Source organism: Desulfovibrio sp., assembly GCF_035644575.1.
Classification (GTDB): domain Bacteria; phylum Desulfobacterota; class Desulfovibrionia; order Desulfovibrionales; family Desulfovibrionaceae; genus Desulfovibrio.
This window is the reverse complement of record NZ_DASQOG010000234.1, coordinates 1-18,471: the sequence shown is the minus strand read 5'-3', so window position 1 is coordinate 18,471 and position 18,471 is coordinate 1. Positions and strand designations below refer to the sequence as shown.

Here is an 18,471-nt window from a genome sequence, read left to right as displayed (position 1 = left end):
GCCGCCGTCCGGCTTTTTTTCAGGGGAGAATTATGACAGACGAAATGCGCGGCTCTGACGCTTATATTGAACTGCCCATCATGCCTTTGCGCGAGGTGGTCATGTTCCCCCGCTCCATCATGCCGCTCTTTGTGGGGCGCGAGGCCTCCATCAAGGCCATCGAAGCCGCACAGGCCACCTACAGCAAGCAGATATTTCTTGTGGCCCAGCGCGAGCCGGAGCTGGAAAAGCCCGATGCTCAGGATCTTTCGCCTGTGGGCGTGGTCAGCAAGGTGCTTCAGATGCTGCGCCTGCCCGACGGCACCATCAAGGTGCTGTTTGAGGGCGTATACCGCGCCACGTGGGAAAACCTGCACGAAGAAGAGCAGTGCGCCATGGTGGGCGTGCGCCGCCGCGCCGAAAAGCAGAGCCGCCCCGAAGAACGCGAGGCTCTGGTGCGCGCCGTGCACGAGGCGCTTGAAGAATACGGCAAGAACAACAAAAAGATTTCGCAGGAGGCTGTGCTCTCCATTCTTGCCTTGCAGGAAATCGGCCCTCTGGCCGATGCCATCATCCCGCACCTCAAGGTTGATTACCGCAAAAAGCAGGAAGCCCTTGAGATCGATGACGCCACCCAGCGCCTGGAGCTTGCCTATGAGCTTTTGCAGGGCGAGGTGGCCCTTGCCACGGTTGAAAAGCGCATCAAGAACCGCGTCAAGGTGCAGATGGAGCGCAATCAGCGCGAATATTACCTCAATGAGCAGATCAAGGCCATCAACAAGGAAATGGGGCGCGATGACGACCCTCAGGCCGAAGTTGACGAAATAGAGCAAAAGCTCAAGGCCCGCGACATGCCGGAAGAAGCGCGCGAAAAGGCGCTCTCCGAAGCCAGAAAGCTGCGCAGCATGCCGCCCTCTGCCGCGGAATATACGGTTGTGCGCAACTACGTGGACTGGATTCTGGATCTGCCCTGGAACGACCTCAAGCAGATAGACATCAACCTTGAAAAGGCGCGCTCAATTCTGGACGGCGACCACTTTGGCCTTGAAAAGCCCAAGGAACGCATTCTGGAATACCTTGCGGTGCAAAAGCTGTCCCAGGGGCTCAAAGGCCCCATCCTCTGCTTTGTGGGCCCTCCCGGCGTGGGTAAAACTTCGCTTGCCAAGTCCGTGGCCCGCGCCACAGGGCGCGATTTTGTGCGCCTCTCCCTTGGCGGCGTGCGCGATGAAGCCGAAATCCGGGGCCACCGCCGCACCTATGTGGGCGCGCTGCCTGGCAAGATTATCCAGTCTCTCAAGCGGGTGAAGTTCAACAATCCCCTCTTCTGCCTGGACGAAGTGGACAAGATGACCTCCGACTACCGTGGCGACCCCGCCTCGGCCCTGCTGGAAGTGCTCGACCCGGAACAGAACAATACCTTCATGGATCACTACCTTGATCTGGAGTATGATCTTTCCAAGGTCTTCTTTATCACCACGGCCAACTCGCTGCACTCCATCCCTGTGCCGCTGCTTGACCGCATGGAGATCATCGAGCTCAACAGCTATCTTGAGACGGAAAAACGCCACATCGCCCGCCGCTTCCTGCTGCCCCGCCAGCTGGAGGAGCACGGCCTCAAGGAAGGCAACATCCGCCTGTCGGACAACGCCGTTCTCGAGATCATCCGCTCCTACACGCGCGAGGCCGGGGTGCGTAACCTTGAGCGCGAAATTGCCGCCCTGTGCCGCAAGACCGCCATCAAGCTTGTGGAAGACGACGACACCGAAAAGTGCGTCAACATCTCGCGCCAGAGCCTGCCCTCCATGCTGGGCGTAAAAAAATACCGCCATGACGAACGCGAAAGCGAACCGCAGGTGGGGGTGTGCGCTGGCCTTGCGTACAACCAGCGCGGCGGCGAAATTCTGCTGGTGGAAACCAGCCTCATGGCCGGTTCCGGCCATGTGGTGACCACGGGTCAGCTTGGCGAAGTCATGACGGAATCGGCCAAGGCGGCCCTTTCGTATGTGCGTTCACGGGCCGAAGTGCTGGGCCTTGATCCCCGCTTCCACCGCAAGATAGATATTCACGTGCACGTGCCTGCTGGCGCAACGCCCAAGGACGGCCCCTCGGCGGGCATTACCCTGGCGACATCCATCACCTCCGCCCTGCTGGGCATTCCCGTGCGCAACGATGTAGCCATGACCGGCGAAATCTCCTTGCGCGGCAGGGTGCTGCCCATCGGCGGCCTGCGAGAAAAACTGCTGGCAGCGCGCCGCAGCGGTATCAAAAAAGTGGTGATGCCGCGTGACAACGAAAAAGACCTCAAGGAAGTGCCGGACGAAGTGCTGCGCGACCTGGAGATCGTTTTTGTTGACCATGTGGATGAAGTGCTGCCCCAGGCCCTTGCCGCTACGGCGGAGGAGATATTCTCCGGCCGGGCCACGGCGCTGCCCATCAGCCGCATTCTGCGGCCCGAAAAGCACGATGACGACAAGAATCAGCCTGCGCAGTAGCGCACGGCGACAGTGATAAAAAATCAGCGATAAAAAAAGGGAGCCAGTTGGCTCCCTTTTTTATTCCTTGATGGTGCTTGGTACGCCACAACGGATTTTGCTACGGCTCCACAGCGCGGCTTTCTGCCGCCACCTTGCGCAACAGGGATTCCATATTGGCAACGGAGGTCAGACGCATCTCGCCGTTAGCGGATGTCACCCGGCCCGTCACGTCATAGGATTCGCCGTTGCCGCCGTCATGCACCACAAAGGGCACCAGCCAGCCATCGCCATCGCGCCGGGCCTGCCCCACATTTTTGATTTCCTTGCGCCCGGTTGAGGCATCGGCAAACAGCGGAGCAAGCAGCCCCTGCGCGGTATTGCCCGAGGGCTTGCGGCCAGCAAATGCGCCGGAAGAAATACCATTGAGCACAAAGGCCCGGGTTTCGTTCAGCAGCAGGGAGCGCACGTTGCCCTCCTTGGAAGCTGCCTGCGTAAAGAGCAGTGCAACCATGGGCGGCAGATCCTTTGCCGCCTCCGGATCCTGCGCGCGGCGCACAAAAAGATTCAGCGCCTGCTCAAGGATAGCGTCCACATCCACCTGGCGCTCAAAAGCTGCCACGTCAGATTTGTCCACAGCGCCGCCAGCTTCCAGAATGCACTGGCGCGGATCAGTTGCCGCAAAGGCAAAACCGGACTGCACCACAACCACCGCCAACAGCAGGGCCGCTGCAAAGTAATAAGGCACGCGGGCCAAAACCCTGCCGCCCGATTTTACGCCCGCTTCCACACTGGCAGTCCGCCCAACAAAATTCAGCATATTTCCTCCGGCAACTGGCCCTTGAGCACAAGGGGCAGACCGCAGCTTACAAAAAGTACCGTGCCGCACACGCGGGCCAGCGCCTGATTGGCAAGGCCCAGCGTATCCTGAAAACGACGTCCGAGGCTCGACATGGCAACCATGCCAAGGCCAGCCTCCACGCTCACCAGCGCCAGCGGCAGTGGATAGGCCGCAATGCTGGCGGCCAGAGCCTCCACGCGGTCAAGAATATCCCTTTCCGTCATGTCCGCAGCCATAAGATTGGCTACCCACAGGCTCACACAGTCAAACAGCACAACCCCCGGCCCTTTGCCACCGGGCTGGGCCGCAGGCGTCAGCGATGCCAGAGCGCCAGCCGGGTCAAGCGGCTCTTCAAGGCAACGCCAGCCCTGACCGCGCTCCTGCTTGTGCCGGGCAATGCGCGCCGCCATCTCTTCATCGTCCGCGCGGCCCGTGGCCAGATACAACCGTTGCGGGGCTTGTGCCTCGGCCCAGCGCTGGGCCAGGCCGCTCTTGCCGCTGCGTGTGCCGCCAACAAAAAGAACTGCTGCGCCCATTACTGCTGACCGCCCACTCGGGGGGCAGGCGCACGTTCTGCTGCGCCACGCGCGTTTTCCGCAGGCAGCGCGGGGGCCGCATGCCCCTGTGGCGGGGTCAGCTGCGGGGAGGTTTGCACATGCCCGGCGTTTTGCGCGGTATTAGGGGCTACATTTGGTAGGGCATTGGCTGCGCCATTAGGAAGCGCCCCCTGTGCGGGGCTTTGCGGCTGGAACTGAGCGCCTGTTCCGGCCTGCGCGCTGCGCCGCGCCAGATCGCGCAACACGCCCGCCGAGGCCTGTACCGAGGCAAGGGCCTGGGCGTCCGCGCGCAGGCGGCGGTCAACCCACTGGGCCACGAACAGCAGGGAATCATCATCCAGCGTCTGCCCGCCATTCTGGCGTATGGCCGCAACAAGGGTGCGCTGCATGGCGGCGCGTTCCTCAAGCGCACGGCGGTACCGGGCGCTCAGGCCGTCCACCCGCAGTTGCGCTGTGGATATCTGCGCTTCGGAAGCATTGTTCTCCCGCAGTTGGTCGACCGCAAATACAGCTTCGGCCATCTGTGCGTTAATTTCCACAACCCCTTGTGCGGATTTGTCCTGCTCGCGCAGGCGGGCGTCAAGGTTGGGTACAGAGGCCACGCCTTCAAGCGCGCCAGCCAGAATCACAAGACGACCGGCCAGCGCCATATGCAACTGGCGGATATGCTCAGGCGTAAAACCCTTGGAGGCAGCATCGCGATTGACGGCGTCCAGAAAGCGGTCCGCATACAGGGTGTACAGCCCGCGCAGCATGGTAGGATGAAAGGCGTAGCGCAGCAGGGCTTCGCGCCCGCCCTTGCCGTCAGTGACGTTGGCAAACTTTGCGCCGTAGCGCTGATTGAGCGCCTGCACACTGACGTTCAGGGTGCCGCTCTGCGGGCCGGGCTTGAAACGGGCCACAACAAAGGCCGCCAGATCTTCCACAAATTCCATGCGGATGTGGCTGTCTTCCGTCACCTTCTGGGGCATCTGCGCCCCGTTCTGCTGCGGATACAATCCGGCGGGCGTTGAGCCGTCCACAGGCGCGCCCACGCTGCCCTGCACTGTCTGCCCGGCAAGAGTGCCGGGGGAGGTGGGCGGGCTGACAACAGAAATAGGCGGGGGCGGCGGCGCATCGCGCAGCACATCGCCCACACCGGCCAGCGGAGTGCCGCTGGTGGCGTTGTTTATGATGTCGGCGGCTTTGTCCTTCCACTGGTCACGGGTTGATTTATCGCGTGTAAGCCAGTAGGTCGCGCCGCCCAAGGCCAGAACCGCCAGCAGCGCCAGCACCACGGCCTTGCGCGCGCCAGCGCGGGCGGGACGGGGCTTGGGCATATTCACTATGTCCGGCACGTCCAGAGGCTTTTTTTCCAATTTCATAAAATTCTCCTACTGCGGCAGGCATGGGACTGTGGCACAAGGCGCCCTGCATTGGCCGCCGCAAAAAAATGGCACAGCAAGCCATTATTTCCGTTTATTGCGCGTAAATGCTAGCATTGCTTCCCTGCGCTGTGAAGACATTTTCCAGAGAGTTTCTGGATACGGGGCGGGGAGTGCCCGCATTGCACCCCGGCGGGCGGCGGGGTATAGTAACAAAATTCCCACGCAGTATTTTATGAGAGGCTTTTTATGCATACCCCTGCCAACATCCTCACCATTGCCGGTTCCGATTCCGGCGGCGGCGCGGGCATTCAGGCCGACCTGAAAACAATCATGGCGCTCGGCGGTTACGGCATGAGCGTTATCACCGCCCTGACCGCGCAGAACGGATTGGGCGTTACGGGCATTCATGCGCCGGATGCCGATTTTGTGCGTTTGCAACTGCGCACGGTGCTTGAGGGCTTTTCCGTCAAGGCCGCCAAGACGGGCATGCTCTTTTCCGCGCCCATCATCCGCGCCGTTGCGGACGAACTGCGCAACCGCGACTTTCCCCTTGTGGTTGACCCTGTTTCCGTGAGCCAGAGCGGCAGCCGCCTGTTGCAGGAAGACGCCGTGACTGCCCTTGTGGAAGAAATGCTGCCCGGCTGCGACCTGCTGACCCCCAACCGCCCCGAGGCGGAAATGCTCACCGGCATGAGCATCATCAGCCTTGAAGACGCAGAGGCCGCAGGCCAGAAGCTGCTTGATATGGGCGCGCGCGCCGTGCTCATCAAGGGCGGGCACATGGAAAGCTCTATTGTTGTTACTGACTGCCTGTGCGTACCCGGCGAACAGCCCAAGCACCTCCCTCAGGCCAAGGTGGAGACGGAAAATAACCACGGCACGGGCTGCACGCTTTCTGCCGCCATCGCCACAGGGCTTGGGCGCGGTTTGCCCCTACAGGTTGCTGTAACCCGGGCGCAGGAATTTCTGAATCTTGCCCTGCGCAAAAGCTACGCCCCCGGCAAGGGCTGCGGCCCTGTAAACCACGCCGCAGATTTAAACGTCAAATAGGCGTTTGCCCGCCCGTCAGCCGCACGGCCTTTTTCCGCTGCCGCATGGCAGGCGGATTGGCCCGCTGTTTGCAGTTTCCCCCTGTGGATATTCAGGGCGTCAAAATCAAGGCGGTGCGGCGTGCCTTTTCGGTTCAAATTACAAAAAATACTCGACTACCGGGAACAGCTTGAAGAAGAAGCCAAGGTTGATCTGACAAACAAGCAAAGACTTCTGGAAGAAGCGCGCGCACTTTTTGAACGCCTGAAGACTGAACTGCGCCAAACCGAAGACCGATTGTTTGAATCAGCCCTTGTGCCCCAAGCGGAACGCTGGCTGCTGGAACAATATGTAAAAGGATTGCGGGGCGATGTTGCCAATGCGGCCTTGCAGGCCCGCATGCACGAGCAACTTGTTGACGAAGCCCGCAAGCTGCTGGCCGCGCGCGCCATTGAAAGAAAACTGCTGGAAAAGCTCAAGGAGCGACAAAAGCAGCAGTATCTTCGTGAGGAACAACTGAAGGAGCAACGCGTCAATGACGAAACAGCCACACTCCGCTACAAAGCTCCGGCTCTCTAAGCTTTTCCGCTGGCTGGCGGTGCTCTGCTTTATGAAGCTTACCATCCTCGGCCTCTTGCTGCTGGATGTGCCCGTGCCCTCCTGGCTTGGCGGATCGCCCAAGGATGCCACGGTAGCCGTGAACGAACCGCGCAATGGACAGGAGCGGACTGAAACCGTAGCCCCCGTTGCTGATGCGGCCCCCTCTGGGCTGGCGCAAAGCGTCAGTTCTACACTTTCGTCCATGGGTTCGGCCCTTGATTCCGTAGTAGACAACATCAAGGACAAAACTGAAAAAAAACAGAACGACCCGCAAGGTTCTGCCGCCGCCCGCATGGCCGCAGCGGTCAAACCCCATACAGACCAAACCACCGGCGTGACCGATGCCGCCCTGCCCGCCCCGCTTATCCGTGCAGCGGCCGCAGGCGGCGCACCTGAAACTGCGGCGGCTTCCAAGGCCCCCGGCCAGACATTTTCCCCCAATTTTCCCGAACCGCAGGCCCTGCCTGCCCCACAGGCGGAACCGGGCACATCCGCGCCCTCAGGCAGCCTGATTGTTTCTGCCAGACCCAACCGCGCCAGCGAATCGGAATGGCTGGACGCCCTGGGCCTGAGCAATCTGCCCATCCCCGGCCTTGGCAGCGTGCAGGCCGCGCACGCGGCGGCGCTGGACATGCCTGTTCCCCAGACGCCCACTGGCGGGCAATCGCCCTTTGCTCCCGCAGAGCAGACGGCCCCGCTGACCATACCCGGCGCACCGCCCATCCCCGCAAACATTCCGCGCGGTCAGGGCACGGATGGCGCACCGTTGCCGCCACGCGGCGCGGCAGGCAGCAGCGACGGCTTTTTGCCAGCCCTGCCGCAGGGGCAAGGCTCGGGCACACTGCCCGTCCCCACGGTGCAGCAGCCGCAGGGCGCATATTCCAACGACCCCAATACCAAGGCTCAGGAACTGGCGCGCCAGCAGCAGGATATTCTTGTGCTGCGCCAGCAGATGGATCAGCGCCTCAAGGACATTCAGGAAACTGAAAAGAAAATGCAGGACATGATCCGCGAGGCCAAGGGCATTGAAAACGAAAAAGTTCACCGGCTGGTGCTCACCTATTCCATGATGAAGCCCAAGGCTGCGGCCAAGGCTCTGGAAAGCATGGACGAACGAGTGGCCATCCGTATTCTTTCCGGCATGTCGCCCAAGCAGTCAGGCGAAATCCTCACCTACGTTTCCCCGGCCAAGACAGCCAAGCTTACGGAGCTTATCACCCGCATGAGGATACCTGATTAATGCGCCTCAAGCTTTTGATCGCCTATGTGGGCACCTGCTACAGCGGCTGGCAGATACAGGAGAAGCCAAGCCCGCCGCCCACAGTTCAGGGCGAAATGGAAAAGGCACTGCGCACCATCACAGGGCAGAACATACGCGCCCACGGCTCGGGCCGCACCGATTCCGGCGTACATGCCCACGGGCAGGTTGTGCACTGCGATGTGCCCGATGCACGCGCCGACATGGACTGGCGGCGCAGTCTCAATGCCGTTTTGCCCCGCGATATCCGCGTTCTGGAGGCCATGCAGGCAGCCCCGGACTTTCACGCCCGCAAGGATGCCCTGCGCAAAACCTACGCCTATCAGTTCTGGCTGGAACAGACCTTTATGCCGCCGCAGCTGACGCCCTTTGTGTGGAAATGCGGCCCGCTGAACATGGAAGCCATGCGCGCCGCCCTGCCCCACCTGACGGGCCTGCACGACTTTGCCGCGCTGCGCAATGTGGGCACGGATGTGGAAAGCACAGAGCGCACGGTGCTGCAAGCCGAGCTGCACACCATGCCCCCCTGCGAATTCTATCCGCCGCACGCACCCATGCTGCGCTTTATTGTGACTGCCGATGGCTTTCTCAAACAGATGGTGCGCAATATGGCGGGGCTGCTGGCTGCCTGCGGCCAGGGCAAGGTATTGCCAAAGGATATTCCCGCCCTGCTTGCCACACGCGACCGCAGGGATGTGTCCTCCGTCACCGCGCCGCCTCAAGGGCTGGCTCTGGTGAACGTGGTGTATCCCGAGGCACGATAGCCGCACAGATTATTGTGTCCCCGCTGGTACAAACAAAAAGTCCATAAAAGGAAAAGGCTGTCCATCTCTGAACGGCCTTTTCCTTTTACCAATGACCTTTGACTAAGCCTGATTTTTCATCTTTTCTATAAGCCGCTGGAGTGACTGAGCCTGTTGCGTCAGGTCTGCAACCGCACCGGAAGCCTGCTCCATAGCTTGAGCGGTTTCCGCAGAAATTGTCGCTACCTGTTCGACAGACTGATTGATCTCCTCGCTGGCGGCGGATTGCTGCTCGCTGGCTGTGGCAATGGACTGAACCTGATCATTGACCAGATGGACGAACTCAAGAATCTTTTTGAGCGACTCGCCGGAACGTACCGACATATTGGTTGCATTTTCAATAGTAACGGCAACCTGCTCGACATTCTGGATATTCTTGCGGGTGCCAGCCTGAATGCCTGTAATGGCCTGCCCCACTTCCTGCGTGGCAGTCATGGTTTTTTCCGCCAGTTTGCGCACTTCGTCTGCAACGACGGCAAAACCTCTGCCCGCATCGCCCGCACGGGCGGCCTCAATGGCGGCGTTCAGCGCCAACAGGTTGGTCTGGTCGGCTATGTCGGCAATGACCCCCATAATCTGGCCGATGCTCTCCGCCTGCTTGCCCAGAGCATCCATATCTTCCTTGATGGCAATGGACTGCGTGTGGACGGATTCTATGCCCTTAACGGCTTCATTGAGTATCTGCGAACCTTCCACGGCTTGTTCCCTGGTCTGATGCGAAACATCCGCAGCCTGCTGGGCATTTTTGGCAACTTCCAGCACGGTGGCGTTCATTTCTTCCATGGCTGTGGCGGTTTCACGCACACGGCCCGACTGTTCGTCAGCACCACGGCTGGACTGCGCAATCTGTTCAGAAAGCGCTTCTGACGCGGACGACACGATCTGTACAATCCCTTCTAGCTGCTGCGCGGCCTGGAACATGCCTTCCGCCTTGGCCCGCTCTGCCCGGCGGGTTGCCTCCTCGGCAAGAACGGTTGCTTCCTGCGCGGCTTTAGCCTGTTGCTCGGCCTGTTGCGATTTGCTGTCTGCTTCAGCAATCTTGGCTTTAAGATTCTCCACCATTTTTATGAGCACACCGTAAACGCCGCCGTCGCCAGAATACGGCTTGAATGCCAGATCAAGCTGACCCGCTGCAATTTCCGATGCCACATGGTGCAAATAACCGGGATCCTCGCCGAGCTGCTTTGTTACCCCCCTGATAATCAAAATGGAAATAGCTGTTGCGGCGAGCATGACCGCGATTATCAGCGAAATCGTAATCAACTTTCCCCGTTCATATGAAGCTTCCGCATCAGCAGCTGACGACTTGCTTCCCTTGTCATTGACATCAATAATTACCTTTAGCTGATCAAGGGCTTCACCATACTGCGCCCTGGCTGGGCCGAGCACCAACTTGACAGCTTCTTCTGTGTTGTTGCTTTTGGACAGAACCTCAACCCTCGCGTGATTTTCCGTATAGGCCTTCCATGCCGCAAGGAACTTGGGGAATGCGACCTTTTCCTCAGGCTCAGAGATTAATTTTTCATATTCTTTAACTTTTTCATTAATACTGCTGGTCAAATTTTGTATCTTGTTTTCATAGGTTCGCATCACTGATTCGTCTGTTGTGAGAATGTGAACCAGCTCATTGCGCCTGTATTCATTCACCATACTGTTAATTTCAGCAACAACCTTGATTGTTGGAAGCCAGTTTTCAGAAATATCCTTGACGTCTTTATTTATTGAAGACATTCCAACAACAGAAATAAATCCAATAATTATTGAAAATGCCGTCAACAATACTGTAAGAATGACAAGTTTTATCGAAAGCTTCATATTATGCTCCTAAAAACTGTTTCAAATTTACGGTGTTTATCCATTCAAAGTATAAAAATATACTCTTTATAGACGACTATAATCTTTATCATGCTTATCGTTCACATTTATCAATACTTTATATAATTTCAAACTATATTTTTTATCTTTTCTTAACAGTATGATACAAAATCATACTAATATGGTATATATGAAAATAATCACAAATTTTGTAGTACTGCACTCACACTTACCAGCAAAAAATTGAACTGACACCCATAACTAGCATGCAACGTTGCACCTGTTGCAAATGCAAAGCCCCCGCTCATGTTGAACGGGGGCATTGGCATATATAGGAACCAGCCAGATCAGATGATTTCGCTGAGGCCGGATTGTTCCTGCGCCTTGAACTTCTGTTGCAGCATGAGCGGCAATGATTCCGGGTCGGCAGGATCATACTCAAACATCACGGCTGTGCCGAAGCAGGAAAAATACTTGCTGCCATCGGGATGAAAGGCCACGTTTTCATTATAGCCCACAATGGCCTGCGCGCCCTTGTTCATGGCCCTTGCCGCCATGCCAAAAAAGGCTTCGTCCGAGTCAAAACCCCGGCAGCACACAAGGCCAAGCACCTTGGCAATACGCCTCCCCTCCACCTGATGTGTTGTCACCACGGGAAAGCGCCCGGCCAGAAAAACCTCACGCACTCTGGCGCTTGCGTCAGAAATGCCCACGGTTCTCTCGGCCTTGCGGCTTTTTTTATCGTGGCCTCCCAGCAAAAAAAACATGCTGAACCTCCAGATCAGATGGATGTTCGGGTAATTGACACCCGTTTACATTCAATCTGCAAAGGCCTTGCCAAATAAACCTAATCATTAAAATACAGCATGTTACAAAACAATCAATGCGCTCAGTCAGAACATTGACTCGTCAGCGCATCTGGTTGGCAACCTTGACAAAATCATTGTAGGCGGCCCGGCTTGCCAGAGCGGCCTTGTTCATTTCAAACCTCACGGGAACGTAAAACTCTTCTTCAAGCCCCTGGTCAAAAAGCTGCGCGTAGCTGCCCGCCTGCTTGAGAAAGGCACGGTACTGCCGCTCCAGTTCCGGCGCTGCCATAAAGGGAGGCCGCCCGCCGTCTGCGATGGCAGCTGCAAGCTCGTCACGCTGGGCTTTCAGCGCCTCTCTGTCCGGTTTGCCGGGTGTAAGCAGGGTTGCAGTTTTGCCAAACACGGCAAAGATGCGTTCCGCAGCCTGAATTTGCCGTTTGAGCGGATGGTTGCGCAGCAAGATATCTTCTGCGGGAGCAGCTTCTCCCTCCACAATCGCCATATAGGCATCGCGGGCAACAATAAAGGCGGCATGCCCCTTGAGTATTTCCGCAGCAAGGGCCTTGCCCTTGACGCCGTTATCCTGAATGCTCTCGTCGGCCACGTACTTTTCGAGCAGGCGATAGTCTGCCCGCATGTCTACGATGGCTTTACTCATGTCCTGCACGCAGGCGGCCATTTTTTTGGTCTGCTCAGGGGTAAAAAGGTTGACCGGAGGCGTCAGTCGGCGGGCAAGGGCGGCATCCTGATCCGCATTCAGCTCCGGGCGTTTGGCCAGTTGCCACTCTGCCAGGTAATACTTGGTGTAGGCCGCCAGCACATCGGCCTGGGCATAGCGCCCTGTTGCCAGCGCCATCGAAGCAGCGTTGGAAAAAGCCACCAGCCTGTCTGCCCTGTCCAGTTCTTCCGGGCTTGGAGGCGGGGTTGCTTCTTCCACGGCTTGTGCCTGAGCCGCAGTTTCCGCCTTTGGGGCGCTGGAGGAGGATTCGGCAACGGGCTTGTCGTTTGCGCCTTCTTCCTTTTTACCGGAATCGCAGGCGGTCACAAGCAGGGCCACACTCAGGGCCAGCAACAGAGCAAGAACGATTTTTTTCATCGGCGTATATGAGCGAACGTCCCGCGTTGCAAGGCAGGACGTTCAGTAGTGGTTACAAGGAGTTGTAAATCTGCCGGATGGCAGGATACCTAGACGCGGGCAGCTATCCAGGCGCTCAGGCCCGTGAGGTCCTCGCCCCAGGGAAACGAGCCGCCCTTGAGTTCCGGCCCCACGCCGTAAAACAGCGTACCCACGGCTTCGGCTGCGTCCCTGTCTGTGGGGGCGTCGCCCACCATGAGCACATCGGCGGGGTCAAGCTTCTGCCTGTTCACAATCTGGGCCAGCAGCACGGCCTTGGCTGGCGGGGAGCCGTGGATGGCGTCAAAATAGCCATCCAGCTTGCGCTCGCGCAGCACGGCCAGCACTTCTTCGTGCGGCGCGCCGGAGCAGACAAACATGGGCAGCTTGCCGTGCCAGGAATCAAGCGTTTCCTGAATGCCGGGTATCAGCTCGCAGCGGCGCAGTTCGTCCAGCACATATTCGGCAAAGCGGTTGCCAAGTTCCTCTGATTCCTCAGGAGTTATGGTCTTGCCCAGCACATCGTCATAAAACCACTCAAACTTCTTGTAACGGCTCACGCCGCCGTGCACCTTGTGGTACATCAAAAAGCGGTCTCGCGCCTCGGGGCCAAACGGTTCCATCAGACGGCCAAAGGCCCGTGTTTTCACGGGTACGCTGTCAAGAATGACGCCATCGCAGTCAAAAACAAGGCATTGCAGTGACATAATATTCCTTGAAAAACTGTTCGAGTCCGGGGTGGCATGCCCCCATCTTGCCAGAGCATTTCTGCATGAAAGGCTCCCACTAATCCCAGTGCTTCTGACCGCCCTGCCCGCGCATGCCGATAAGCTTGGCCGGAACACCGCCCACAATGCTGAAAGGGGCCACATTGCGCGTAACCACAGCGCCAGCGCCCACCACAGCCCCTCGGCCAATGCGCACATCCGGCGTAATGACGCAGTTGGCGCCAATCCACACGTCTTCTTCAATAATAATCTGACCGGGAACATGCCCCTGATGCATGATCGGCACATCCTGACGCGCAATGCAGTGGTTGGCCGCGCGGATAACCGTGCCTGGCCCCACGGCGGTATGCGCGCCGATTTCTATGCGGCCCGCGTCCGCCCCCACATGCACATTGGGCGAAAGGGCCACGCAGTCGTGCAGCACCAGGTCGCCGTCAGAGGCGGTAACAAAACAGCCGCGCCCCATGCGCACGCCGTTGCCAATGCGCATGTTGCGGCAGCCCGCCAGGCTCAGGCCCGTGCCAAAACGCGCCGAGCCGCAGCTTTTGAAAAGCCAGCGCCAGGCAAACAGGCGCAAGGCAAGACCCACAGGTGTGGGGATCCAGGCAAAGGCGGCCAGCCACAACTCTTCAAGCGCCGCCGACACCCGGCTGAACAGCCCTGGCCCTGCATGCGGCTTTGGCTGTACGGCCTTATGTTCGGCCTTGGCTCCTGACTGCGCTTCAGGCTGAGCTTCGGCCTGGTCGGACGGCTCTGACGCTGCCGAAGTTTCGGCGCAAGCACCGTGGGTTTGTGCTCCCACGGCGCTTGCGCTTTTTGAACCGTCAGCGGCCTTGTCCCCTTGTGCAGGGGCAGAATTAAGCTCGCCAGCCATTTACTTGCGGTATTCCTTCATAAGATCATCGCCTTCCATGAGGCGGGCCACGCGGGCCAGATCTTCAGGGGTGTCCACGCTCCACGAACGGCAGTCGGTAGGCACCATGTGCACCTTTTCGCCGTGCTCGAGAATGCGCATCATGTCCACGGATTCATAAATTTCCAGCGGGCTTTCGGGCATTTCGTTGAAGTGCAGCAGATAGTCGCGGCGGAAGGGAATGATGCAGACCTGCTTGCGCATGGGCACCTTGTCCGAACCCTTTTTGCGCGAAGGAATGGGCTCGCGCGAGAAATAGAGCGCATTGTTGCAATGGTCCACAACGACCTTGACTTCGTTGGGGTCTTCAAATTCCTCAAGGGTATCCATATCGGCCATCAGGTTGACCACGTTGATGGAAGGATCCGCCAGCATGGGGGCCACGGCGGCATCGATCATTTCGGGGCGCACCATGGGTTCATCGCCCTGCACCATGACCACGATGTCGGCCTTCTGACCGGTGGCGGCTTCGATCTTCAACAGGGCTTCCGCGGTACGCGTGGAGCAGCGCACGTGATGGTCGCCCGTCATGACGCTCTTGAGCCCGGCGTCCTTGCAGTAATTTTCAATGATCTCGTCGCAGGTGGCCACATAGGTGGCGGAAAGGCACTTGCTCATGGCCGTGCGAAAGGCCACATGCCCCACCATGGGAACGTTGTGGATAAGGGCAAGCGGTTTGCCGGGGTAACGGCTGGAACCCATACGCGCGGGAATGATGGCAATGATGTTCATCTGACGGCTCCTTGTGGCCTCAATAATTTGTGTGCGTAAAAAACTGCATCCAATCATGCCGCAAACGGGTGCATGCCCTTGCGGCAACTGCCGTTCCCAGGTCTAGTCGTCAGTGGATACGAGGTATCCGCCCTCAGACGCCAGCTCGGGGTGCAGCTCCTTGTGTTCCTCTTCCATCACGCGCAGGATGCCCTGCCCCAGATCAACAGTCAGCGGCGGCACCAGCTTGCGGCCCACCTTGGGCATAAAGGCATAGGGTGTGACCTGATAATGCCCGCTGTTGGGATCATTCAGATAATTGATGGTCAGGTCCTTGCCGAGCATTTCACCGATCATCTTGAACAGATCGCCCACGCGCATGGGCTGATTGCCAGAGATGATGATGTTCTGGTTCTCAAATTCCGGATCAAGCACGGCCAGAGTGGCTGCCGAGGCATCGTCCACGTGCACGTATTCGCGCAGGGCCGTAGGCGCGCCGTAGTAGGTGATGGCGCCGTTGGCCAGCGCCTCGTAAACAAATCTGTTGATGGCGTTGCGGCGGTCGGAACGCGGGCCGTACAGCGAGCCGTAACGCAGGATGGTGTACGGCAGGTTGTGCATGGCCTGATAGTTTTCGATATACAGTTCGCAGGCCTGCTTGCTGCAACGGTAAAAGCCGCCGGACTTGCCGTACACGTACAGGGAACTGGCAAAAACATAGCGCTTTACGCCAGCTTTGCGGCAGGCCTCAAGCACCATGACATTGCCCAGCACGTTGATACGCGCCGTGTCCACCGGGCGGTTGTTGGCCTCGCCGATGTCGGCAATGCCAGCATAGTTGAAGACCATATCCGCACCGGCTACGGCGCGGTTGACGGTTTCTTCATCCAGAATATTGCCTGCAAGCATGGTCTGGTCGGGCCGCAGAAAGGGCGAGGGATGCAGGTCAACAATGGTGACCGCATGCCCGGCTTCAGAAAGCTTGTCGCAGATATGCGAGCCCAGAAAGCCGGACCCGCCAAAGACGGTAATATTCACAGTTATTCTCCCGAATTGGGGCGTTCAGCCGCCCGCCACAAAAAGACCGAATCAATGCCATAAGCGATAAATCGGCTGCCTGCAGCAATCTGCCGCGCAAGCTCCGCAGGGTCAGGCTGCACAATGTGCAGGCCCATGCGGGCGCCTGCCTTGGCGCAACCTTGGGCAATCCGCGCCATGGCAGCTTTGAAGTCAGGGTGGTCAAACTGGCCCGTAAGCCCCATGGAGCCGGAGAGATCGTAGGGGCCGACCATGATGGCGTCCAGACGGGGATGCGCCAGAATGGCCTCCAGATTTTCCACCGCGCGGATGTGCTCGATCTGAGCCACCAAAAATATCTCGGGCGCACGATTGGCGCGATAGTCGTCAAACGTTTTGCCAAACACATTGGCGCGGCAATAGCCAACGCCACGGTATTCGGGCGCGGTTTCACCCTCGGCGCGCCAGGTGTCCTGCCCTGGGTACACCGAAAGATCAATGGCACGGTCAAGCTGTGCGCGGCTTTCAATCATGGGGAAGATAAGCCCCTGAGCCCCGGCTTCCAGCGCGGCCTTGATCTGGGTTTTGCTGGCTTCGCCAAGGCGCGCGAAAGGAGCCGCACCGCCGCATTCGATGGCGCGGAAAACATCCGGCAGCCCGGTGCGGCCAAAAGAGCCATGTTCCATATCAACAGCAACCCAGTCATAACCGGCGCGGGCCATAAGCTCGGCCACGTCAGGCGAGGGCAATTGCAGCCATGTGCCAACTGTGGCCTTGTCTGCCGCCAGCCGAGCGCGAATTTCATGTACAGTCATATCAAGCGGCATGCCGCCGCAGGGTTGAAGATTACGAAAAACGTTCTCTACTATACGCCCTGCGTCCACCGTGCGCAATACGGCCAGAGAACCTGCCGCCAGTGGAAATGCAAACCCGGCATGCGCAAGCTCGGCGCACGTTGAATCCAATGCAACAGTATCTGCCGCTTGCTGCCCGGCAAAAGCCAGCTTGCGCCAGGAAGGCGACAGCAACACGGCGCTTTTGATGATCTGACAGTTATGAGAATGAAATTGTTACTTTTTTATCAAAGAAGAAATAGAGAAAAGACAGGGCTTGGCGTTTTACCGTGAGCATGCTAATAAAAAAGCCCCCCGTGGGTAACGGAGGGGCTTGGATAGGAACCAGACTGCGGCAGAACAGTCTGGTTCGCAGGAGGAGGCTGGAAAAACCAACAAGAACGTCAACGCCTTATGACGCTGACACTTGTATATGGACACTCCGAAACTGGCATTGCCAGACGGGTGTTTGAATCCACTCTCCGCCGGGGCTCCTGGATCGCAAGATTCAGGAGCTTTTTTGTTTTGCCCGCAAAACCCTCGCGGGGCACAGACAAAACAAACAAAGGGCTTCGGCGCAAAGCCCCTGCTCTTCAGCCTACAGGCTCAATGAACTGCGATCAACATAGAATGGAAGAATCCTTAGGTCAAGGAGCTGCGCAATTTTTCACATATTTTTTGCGCATTTCTTTTTATCCGCTCAGATAACTATGTAAATATAATAGTAAAAAATAAGGACTATTTTTCTATAATTTTTCAGCCCCTTGTAATCAGGAACTAAAAGCACTGCCCCTTGGAAGACATCCGGCTGATTTGCCGTTTTTCTGGCGACTTCACGCAAACACCCCGCCAACGCATGCAGCGCTGACGGGGTGTGCAGATACCATCCTGTACGGTGGATGAAGCGCCTAGAAGGGCCAGACGTTATCCATAAGCCGTGAGAACCAGCCGGGCTTCTGCTTGTCGGCCAGCACGCCCTTGCCGTAGTATTCAATGCTTGCGTCCGCAATCTGGGTGGAAAGAACGCTGTTGTCGGCGCCGACGTCCTTGGAGCGGATCATGCCGCGCACAACCATATATTCTGTTTCTTCGTTCACGCGGATTTCGCGCGCGCCCTCAATCTCCATCAGGCCGCCCGGCAGCACGCGCAGCACGCGCGTGGCCAGCGAGGTGGTCACGTAGTTTTCACGTTTGGTCTTGCCCGTGGAATTAATCCCACTGGCAGAATCTGTATCCAGTATTGGCAGACCTACAGACGGCTGCGGCCCGATGGGCATAAAGGGAATAAAGCCCGCGTGCCCCCTGTTGAACATGTCTGCGACCTGATAATTGTTGGAACTTTTCTTATTGGACGAGGTTTCCGCCTTGTTCTGGGCCTTGGTATTTTCCACCAGTTTGACCACAACAATATCACCGACGCGTCGGGCGCGGCTGTCCTCAAAAAGGGTATCTGCTTCGCTGGCGGCAAAAATCGACCCCGGATTGTTGGCCGAATTGGCCTCCTGCCGATATTCCTGTGGCGGTGTTACCGGCGGATGCAGTGCAGGTCGCCGGGTTGGGCTGCCGCCGCAGGCGACGCAGAACAGATAGCTCAGCGCCAGAACGGGTATTATGTATCGTGCCTGC

Annotated in this window: 17 protein-coding genes; 5 read left to right on the top strand and 12 right to left on the bottom strand. The window is 58.1% G+C overall.

The window, feature by feature from the left end; translation table 11 throughout:
* Window positions 1-32 precede the first annotated feature (32 nt).
* Window positions 33-2,471, top strand: a complete 2,439-nt coding sequence (gene lon / locus VEZ52_RS13235; RefSeq protein ID WP_324837232.1) for an endopeptidase La — start codon at window positions 33-35, stop codon at window positions 2,469-2,471.
* Between the two features lie 100 nt (window positions 2,472-2,571).
* Here lon and VEZ52_RS13230 read toward each other — a convergent pair whose 3' ends face one another.
* The 3 genes from VEZ52_RS13230 to VEZ52_RS13220 are packed head-to-tail and all read right to left on the bottom strand — an operon-like array spanning window position 2,572 to window position 5,212.
* Complete coding sequence (locus VEZ52_RS13230) at window positions 2,572-3,270, bottom strand: hypothetical protein (protein WP_324837231.1); 699 nt, start codon at window positions 3,268-3,270, stop codon at window positions 2,572-2,574.
* A complete protein-coding gene (locus tag VEZ52_RS13225) occupies window positions 3,264-3,827 on the bottom strand; it encodes a bifunctional adenosylcobinamide kinase/adenosylcobinamide-phosphate guanylyltransferase (protein WP_324837230.1) in 564 nt (187 codons plus the stop codon). Before VEZ52_RS13225 ends, VEZ52_RS13230 begins: the two co-directional genes overlap by 7 nt.
* The gene (locus VEZ52_RS13220) at window positions 3,827-5,212 is read right to left on the bottom strand and encodes a hypothetical protein (RefSeq protein WP_324837228.1); all 1,386 of its coding nucleotides are present in this window, start codon (window positions 5,210-5,212) and stop codon (window positions 3,827-3,829) included. The genes VEZ52_RS13225 and VEZ52_RS13220 overlap by 1 nt, the downstream gene beginning before the upstream one ends.
* 249 nt (window positions 5,213-5,461) lie before the next feature.
* Here VEZ52_RS13220 and thiD point away from each other — a divergent pair, with 249 nt between their 5' ends.
* The 4 genes from thiD (at window position 5,462) to truA (ending at window position 8,866) form a co-directional block, all read left to right on the top strand.
* Window positions 5,462-6,265, top strand: coding sequence for a bifunctional hydroxymethylpyrimidine kinase/phosphomethylpyrimidine kinase (thiD, locus tag VEZ52_RS13215; protein WP_324837227.1), 804 nt, complete (start codon window positions 5,462-5,464; stop codon window positions 6,263-6,265).
* A gap of 120 nt (window positions 6,266-6,385) precedes the next feature.
* Complete coding sequence (gene fliJ, locus VEZ52_RS13210; protein ID WP_324837225.1) at window positions 6,386-6,823, top strand: flagellar export protein FliJ; 438 nt, start codon at window positions 6,386-6,388, stop codon at window positions 6,821-6,823.
* Window positions 6,780-8,084: a hypothetical protein gene (locus tag VEZ52_RS13205; protein ID WP_324837224.1), complete on the top strand. Its 1,305-nt coding sequence runs from the start codon at window positions 6,780-6,782 to the stop codon at window positions 8,082-8,084. The genes fliJ and VEZ52_RS13205 overlap by 44 nt, the downstream gene beginning before the upstream one ends.
* Window positions 8,084-8,866 carry a tRNA pseudouridine(38-40) synthase TruA gene (gene truA / locus VEZ52_RS13200; protein WP_324837223.1) on the top strand — a complete coding sequence of 261 codons (783 nt, stop codon included), beginning with the start codon at window positions 8,084-8,086 and terminating at the stop codon, window positions 8,864-8,866. The genes VEZ52_RS13205 and truA overlap by 1 nt, the downstream gene beginning before the upstream one ends.
* Window positions 8,867-8,968: 102 nt before the next feature.
* On the opposite strand, the gene VEZ52_RS13195 is transcribed toward truA, so the two are convergent.
* The 9 genes from VEZ52_RS13195 to VEZ52_RS13155 form a co-directional block, all read right to left on the bottom strand.
* Window positions 8,969-10,720: a methyl-accepting chemotaxis protein gene (locus VEZ52_RS13195; protein ID WP_324837222.1), complete on the bottom strand. Its 1,752-nt coding sequence runs from the start codon at window positions 10,718-10,720 to the stop codon at window positions 8,969-8,971.
* A gap of 347 nt (window positions 10,721-11,067) precedes the next feature.
* Window positions 11,068-11,487: a hypothetical protein gene (locus VEZ52_RS13190; protein ID WP_324837221.1), complete on the bottom strand. Its 420-nt coding sequence runs from the start codon at window positions 11,485-11,487 to the stop codon at window positions 11,068-11,070.
* Between the two features lie 142 nt (window positions 11,488-11,629).
* A complete protein-coding gene (locus VEZ52_RS13185; protein WP_324837220.1) occupies window positions 11,630-12,625 on the bottom strand; it encodes a hypothetical protein in 996 nt (331 codons plus the stop codon).
* A gap of 89 nt (window positions 12,626-12,714) precedes the next feature.
* Window positions 12,715-13,350, bottom strand: a complete 636-nt coding sequence (locus VEZ52_RS13180; protein WP_324837219.1) for an HAD family hydrolase — start codon at window positions 13,348-13,350, stop codon at window positions 12,715-12,717.
* A 79-nt stretch (window positions 13,351-13,429) separates the two neighbouring features.
* Window positions 13,430-14,245 (bottom strand): acyltransferase, encoded by an 816-nt coding sequence (locus VEZ52_RS13175; RefSeq protein ID WP_324837218.1) that lies wholly within the window; start codon window positions 14,243-14,245, stop codon window positions 13,430-13,432.
* Complete coding sequence (locus VEZ52_RS13170; RefSeq protein ID WP_215647079.1) at window positions 14,246-15,016, bottom strand: 3-deoxy-manno-octulosonate cytidylyltransferase; 771 nt, start codon at window positions 15,014-15,016, stop codon at window positions 14,246-14,248.
* Between the two features lie 102 nt (window positions 15,017-15,118).
* Window positions 15,119-16,033, bottom strand: coding sequence for an NAD(P)-dependent oxidoreductase (locus VEZ52_RS13165; protein ID WP_324837217.1), 915 nt, complete (start codon window positions 16,031-16,033; stop codon window positions 15,119-15,121).
* A gap of 2 nt (window positions 16,034-16,035) precedes the next feature.
* Window positions 16,036-16,827, bottom strand: a complete 792-nt coding sequence (locus VEZ52_RS13160; protein WP_324837234.1) for an HpcH/HpaI aldolase family protein — start codon at window positions 16,825-16,827, stop codon at window positions 16,036-16,038.
* 926 nt (window positions 16,828-17,753) lie between these two features.
* Window positions 17,754-18,458 carry a flagellar basal body L-ring protein FlgH gene (locus tag VEZ52_RS13155; RefSeq protein WP_414649522.1) on the bottom strand — a complete coding sequence of 235 codons (705 nt, stop codon included), beginning with the start codon at window positions 18,456-18,458 and terminating at the stop codon, window positions 17,754-17,756.
* Window positions 18,459-18,471 lie beyond the last annotated feature (13 nt).

What these genes read in the sequence shown, in the direction of transcription:
- VEZ52_RS13195 (WP_324837222.1), bottom strand. Translation starts at nt 10,720, where the DNA reads ATGAAGCTTTCGATAAAACTTGTCATTCTTACAGTATTGTTGACGGCA.
- VEZ52_RS13220 (WP_324837228.1), bottom strand. Translation starts at nt 5,212, where the DNA reads ATGAAATTGGAAAAAAAGCCTCTGGACGTGCCGGACATAGTGAATATG.
- lon (WP_324837232.1), top strand. Translation starts at nt 33, where the DNA reads ATGACAGACGAAATGCGCGGCTCTGACGCTTATATTGAACTGCCCATC.
- VEZ52_RS13160 (WP_324837234.1), bottom strand. Translation starts at nt 16,827, where the DNA reads ATGACTGTACATGAAATTCGCGCTCGGCTGGCGGCAGACAAGGCCACA.
- VEZ52_RS13190 (WP_324837221.1), bottom strand. Translation starts at nt 11,487, where the DNA reads ATGTTTTTTTTGCTGGGAGGCCACGATAAAAAAAGCCGCAAGGCCGAG.
- VEZ52_RS13175 (WP_324837218.1), bottom strand. Translation starts at nt 14,245, where the DNA reads ATGGCTGGCGAGCTTAATTCTGCCCCTGCACAAGGGGACAAGGCCGCT.
- VEZ52_RS13180 (WP_324837219.1), bottom strand. Translation starts at nt 13,350, where the DNA reads ATGTCACTGCAATGCCTTGTTTTTGACTGCGATGGCGTCATTCTTGAC.
- VEZ52_RS13185 (WP_324837220.1), bottom strand. Translation starts at nt 12,625, where the DNA reads ATGAAAAAAATCGTTCTTGCTCTGTTGCTGGCCCTGAGTGTGGCCCTG.
- VEZ52_RS13225 (WP_324837230.1), bottom strand. Translation starts at nt 3,827, where the DNA reads ATGGGCGCAGCAGTTCTTTTTGTTGGCGGCACACGCAGCGGCAAGAGC.
- truA (WP_324837223.1), top strand. Translation starts at nt 8,084, where the DNA reads ATGCGCCTCAAGCTTTTGATCGCCTATGTGGGCACCTGCTACAGCGGC.
- thiD (WP_324837227.1), top strand. Translation starts at nt 5,462, where the DNA reads ATGCATACCCCTGCCAACATCCTCACCATTGCCGGTTCCGATTCCGGC.
- VEZ52_RS13205 (WP_324837224.1), top strand. Translation starts at nt 6,780, where the DNA reads ATGACGAAACAGCCACACTCCGCTACAAAGCTCCGGCTCTCTAAGCTT.
- VEZ52_RS13170 (WP_215647079.1), bottom strand. Translation starts at nt 15,016, where the DNA reads ATGAACATCATTGCCATCATTCCCGCGCGTATGGGTTCCAGCCGTTAC.
- VEZ52_RS13230 (WP_324837231.1), bottom strand. Translation starts at nt 3,270, where the DNA reads ATGCTGAATTTTGTTGGGCGGACTGCCAGTGTGGAAGCGGGCGTAAAA.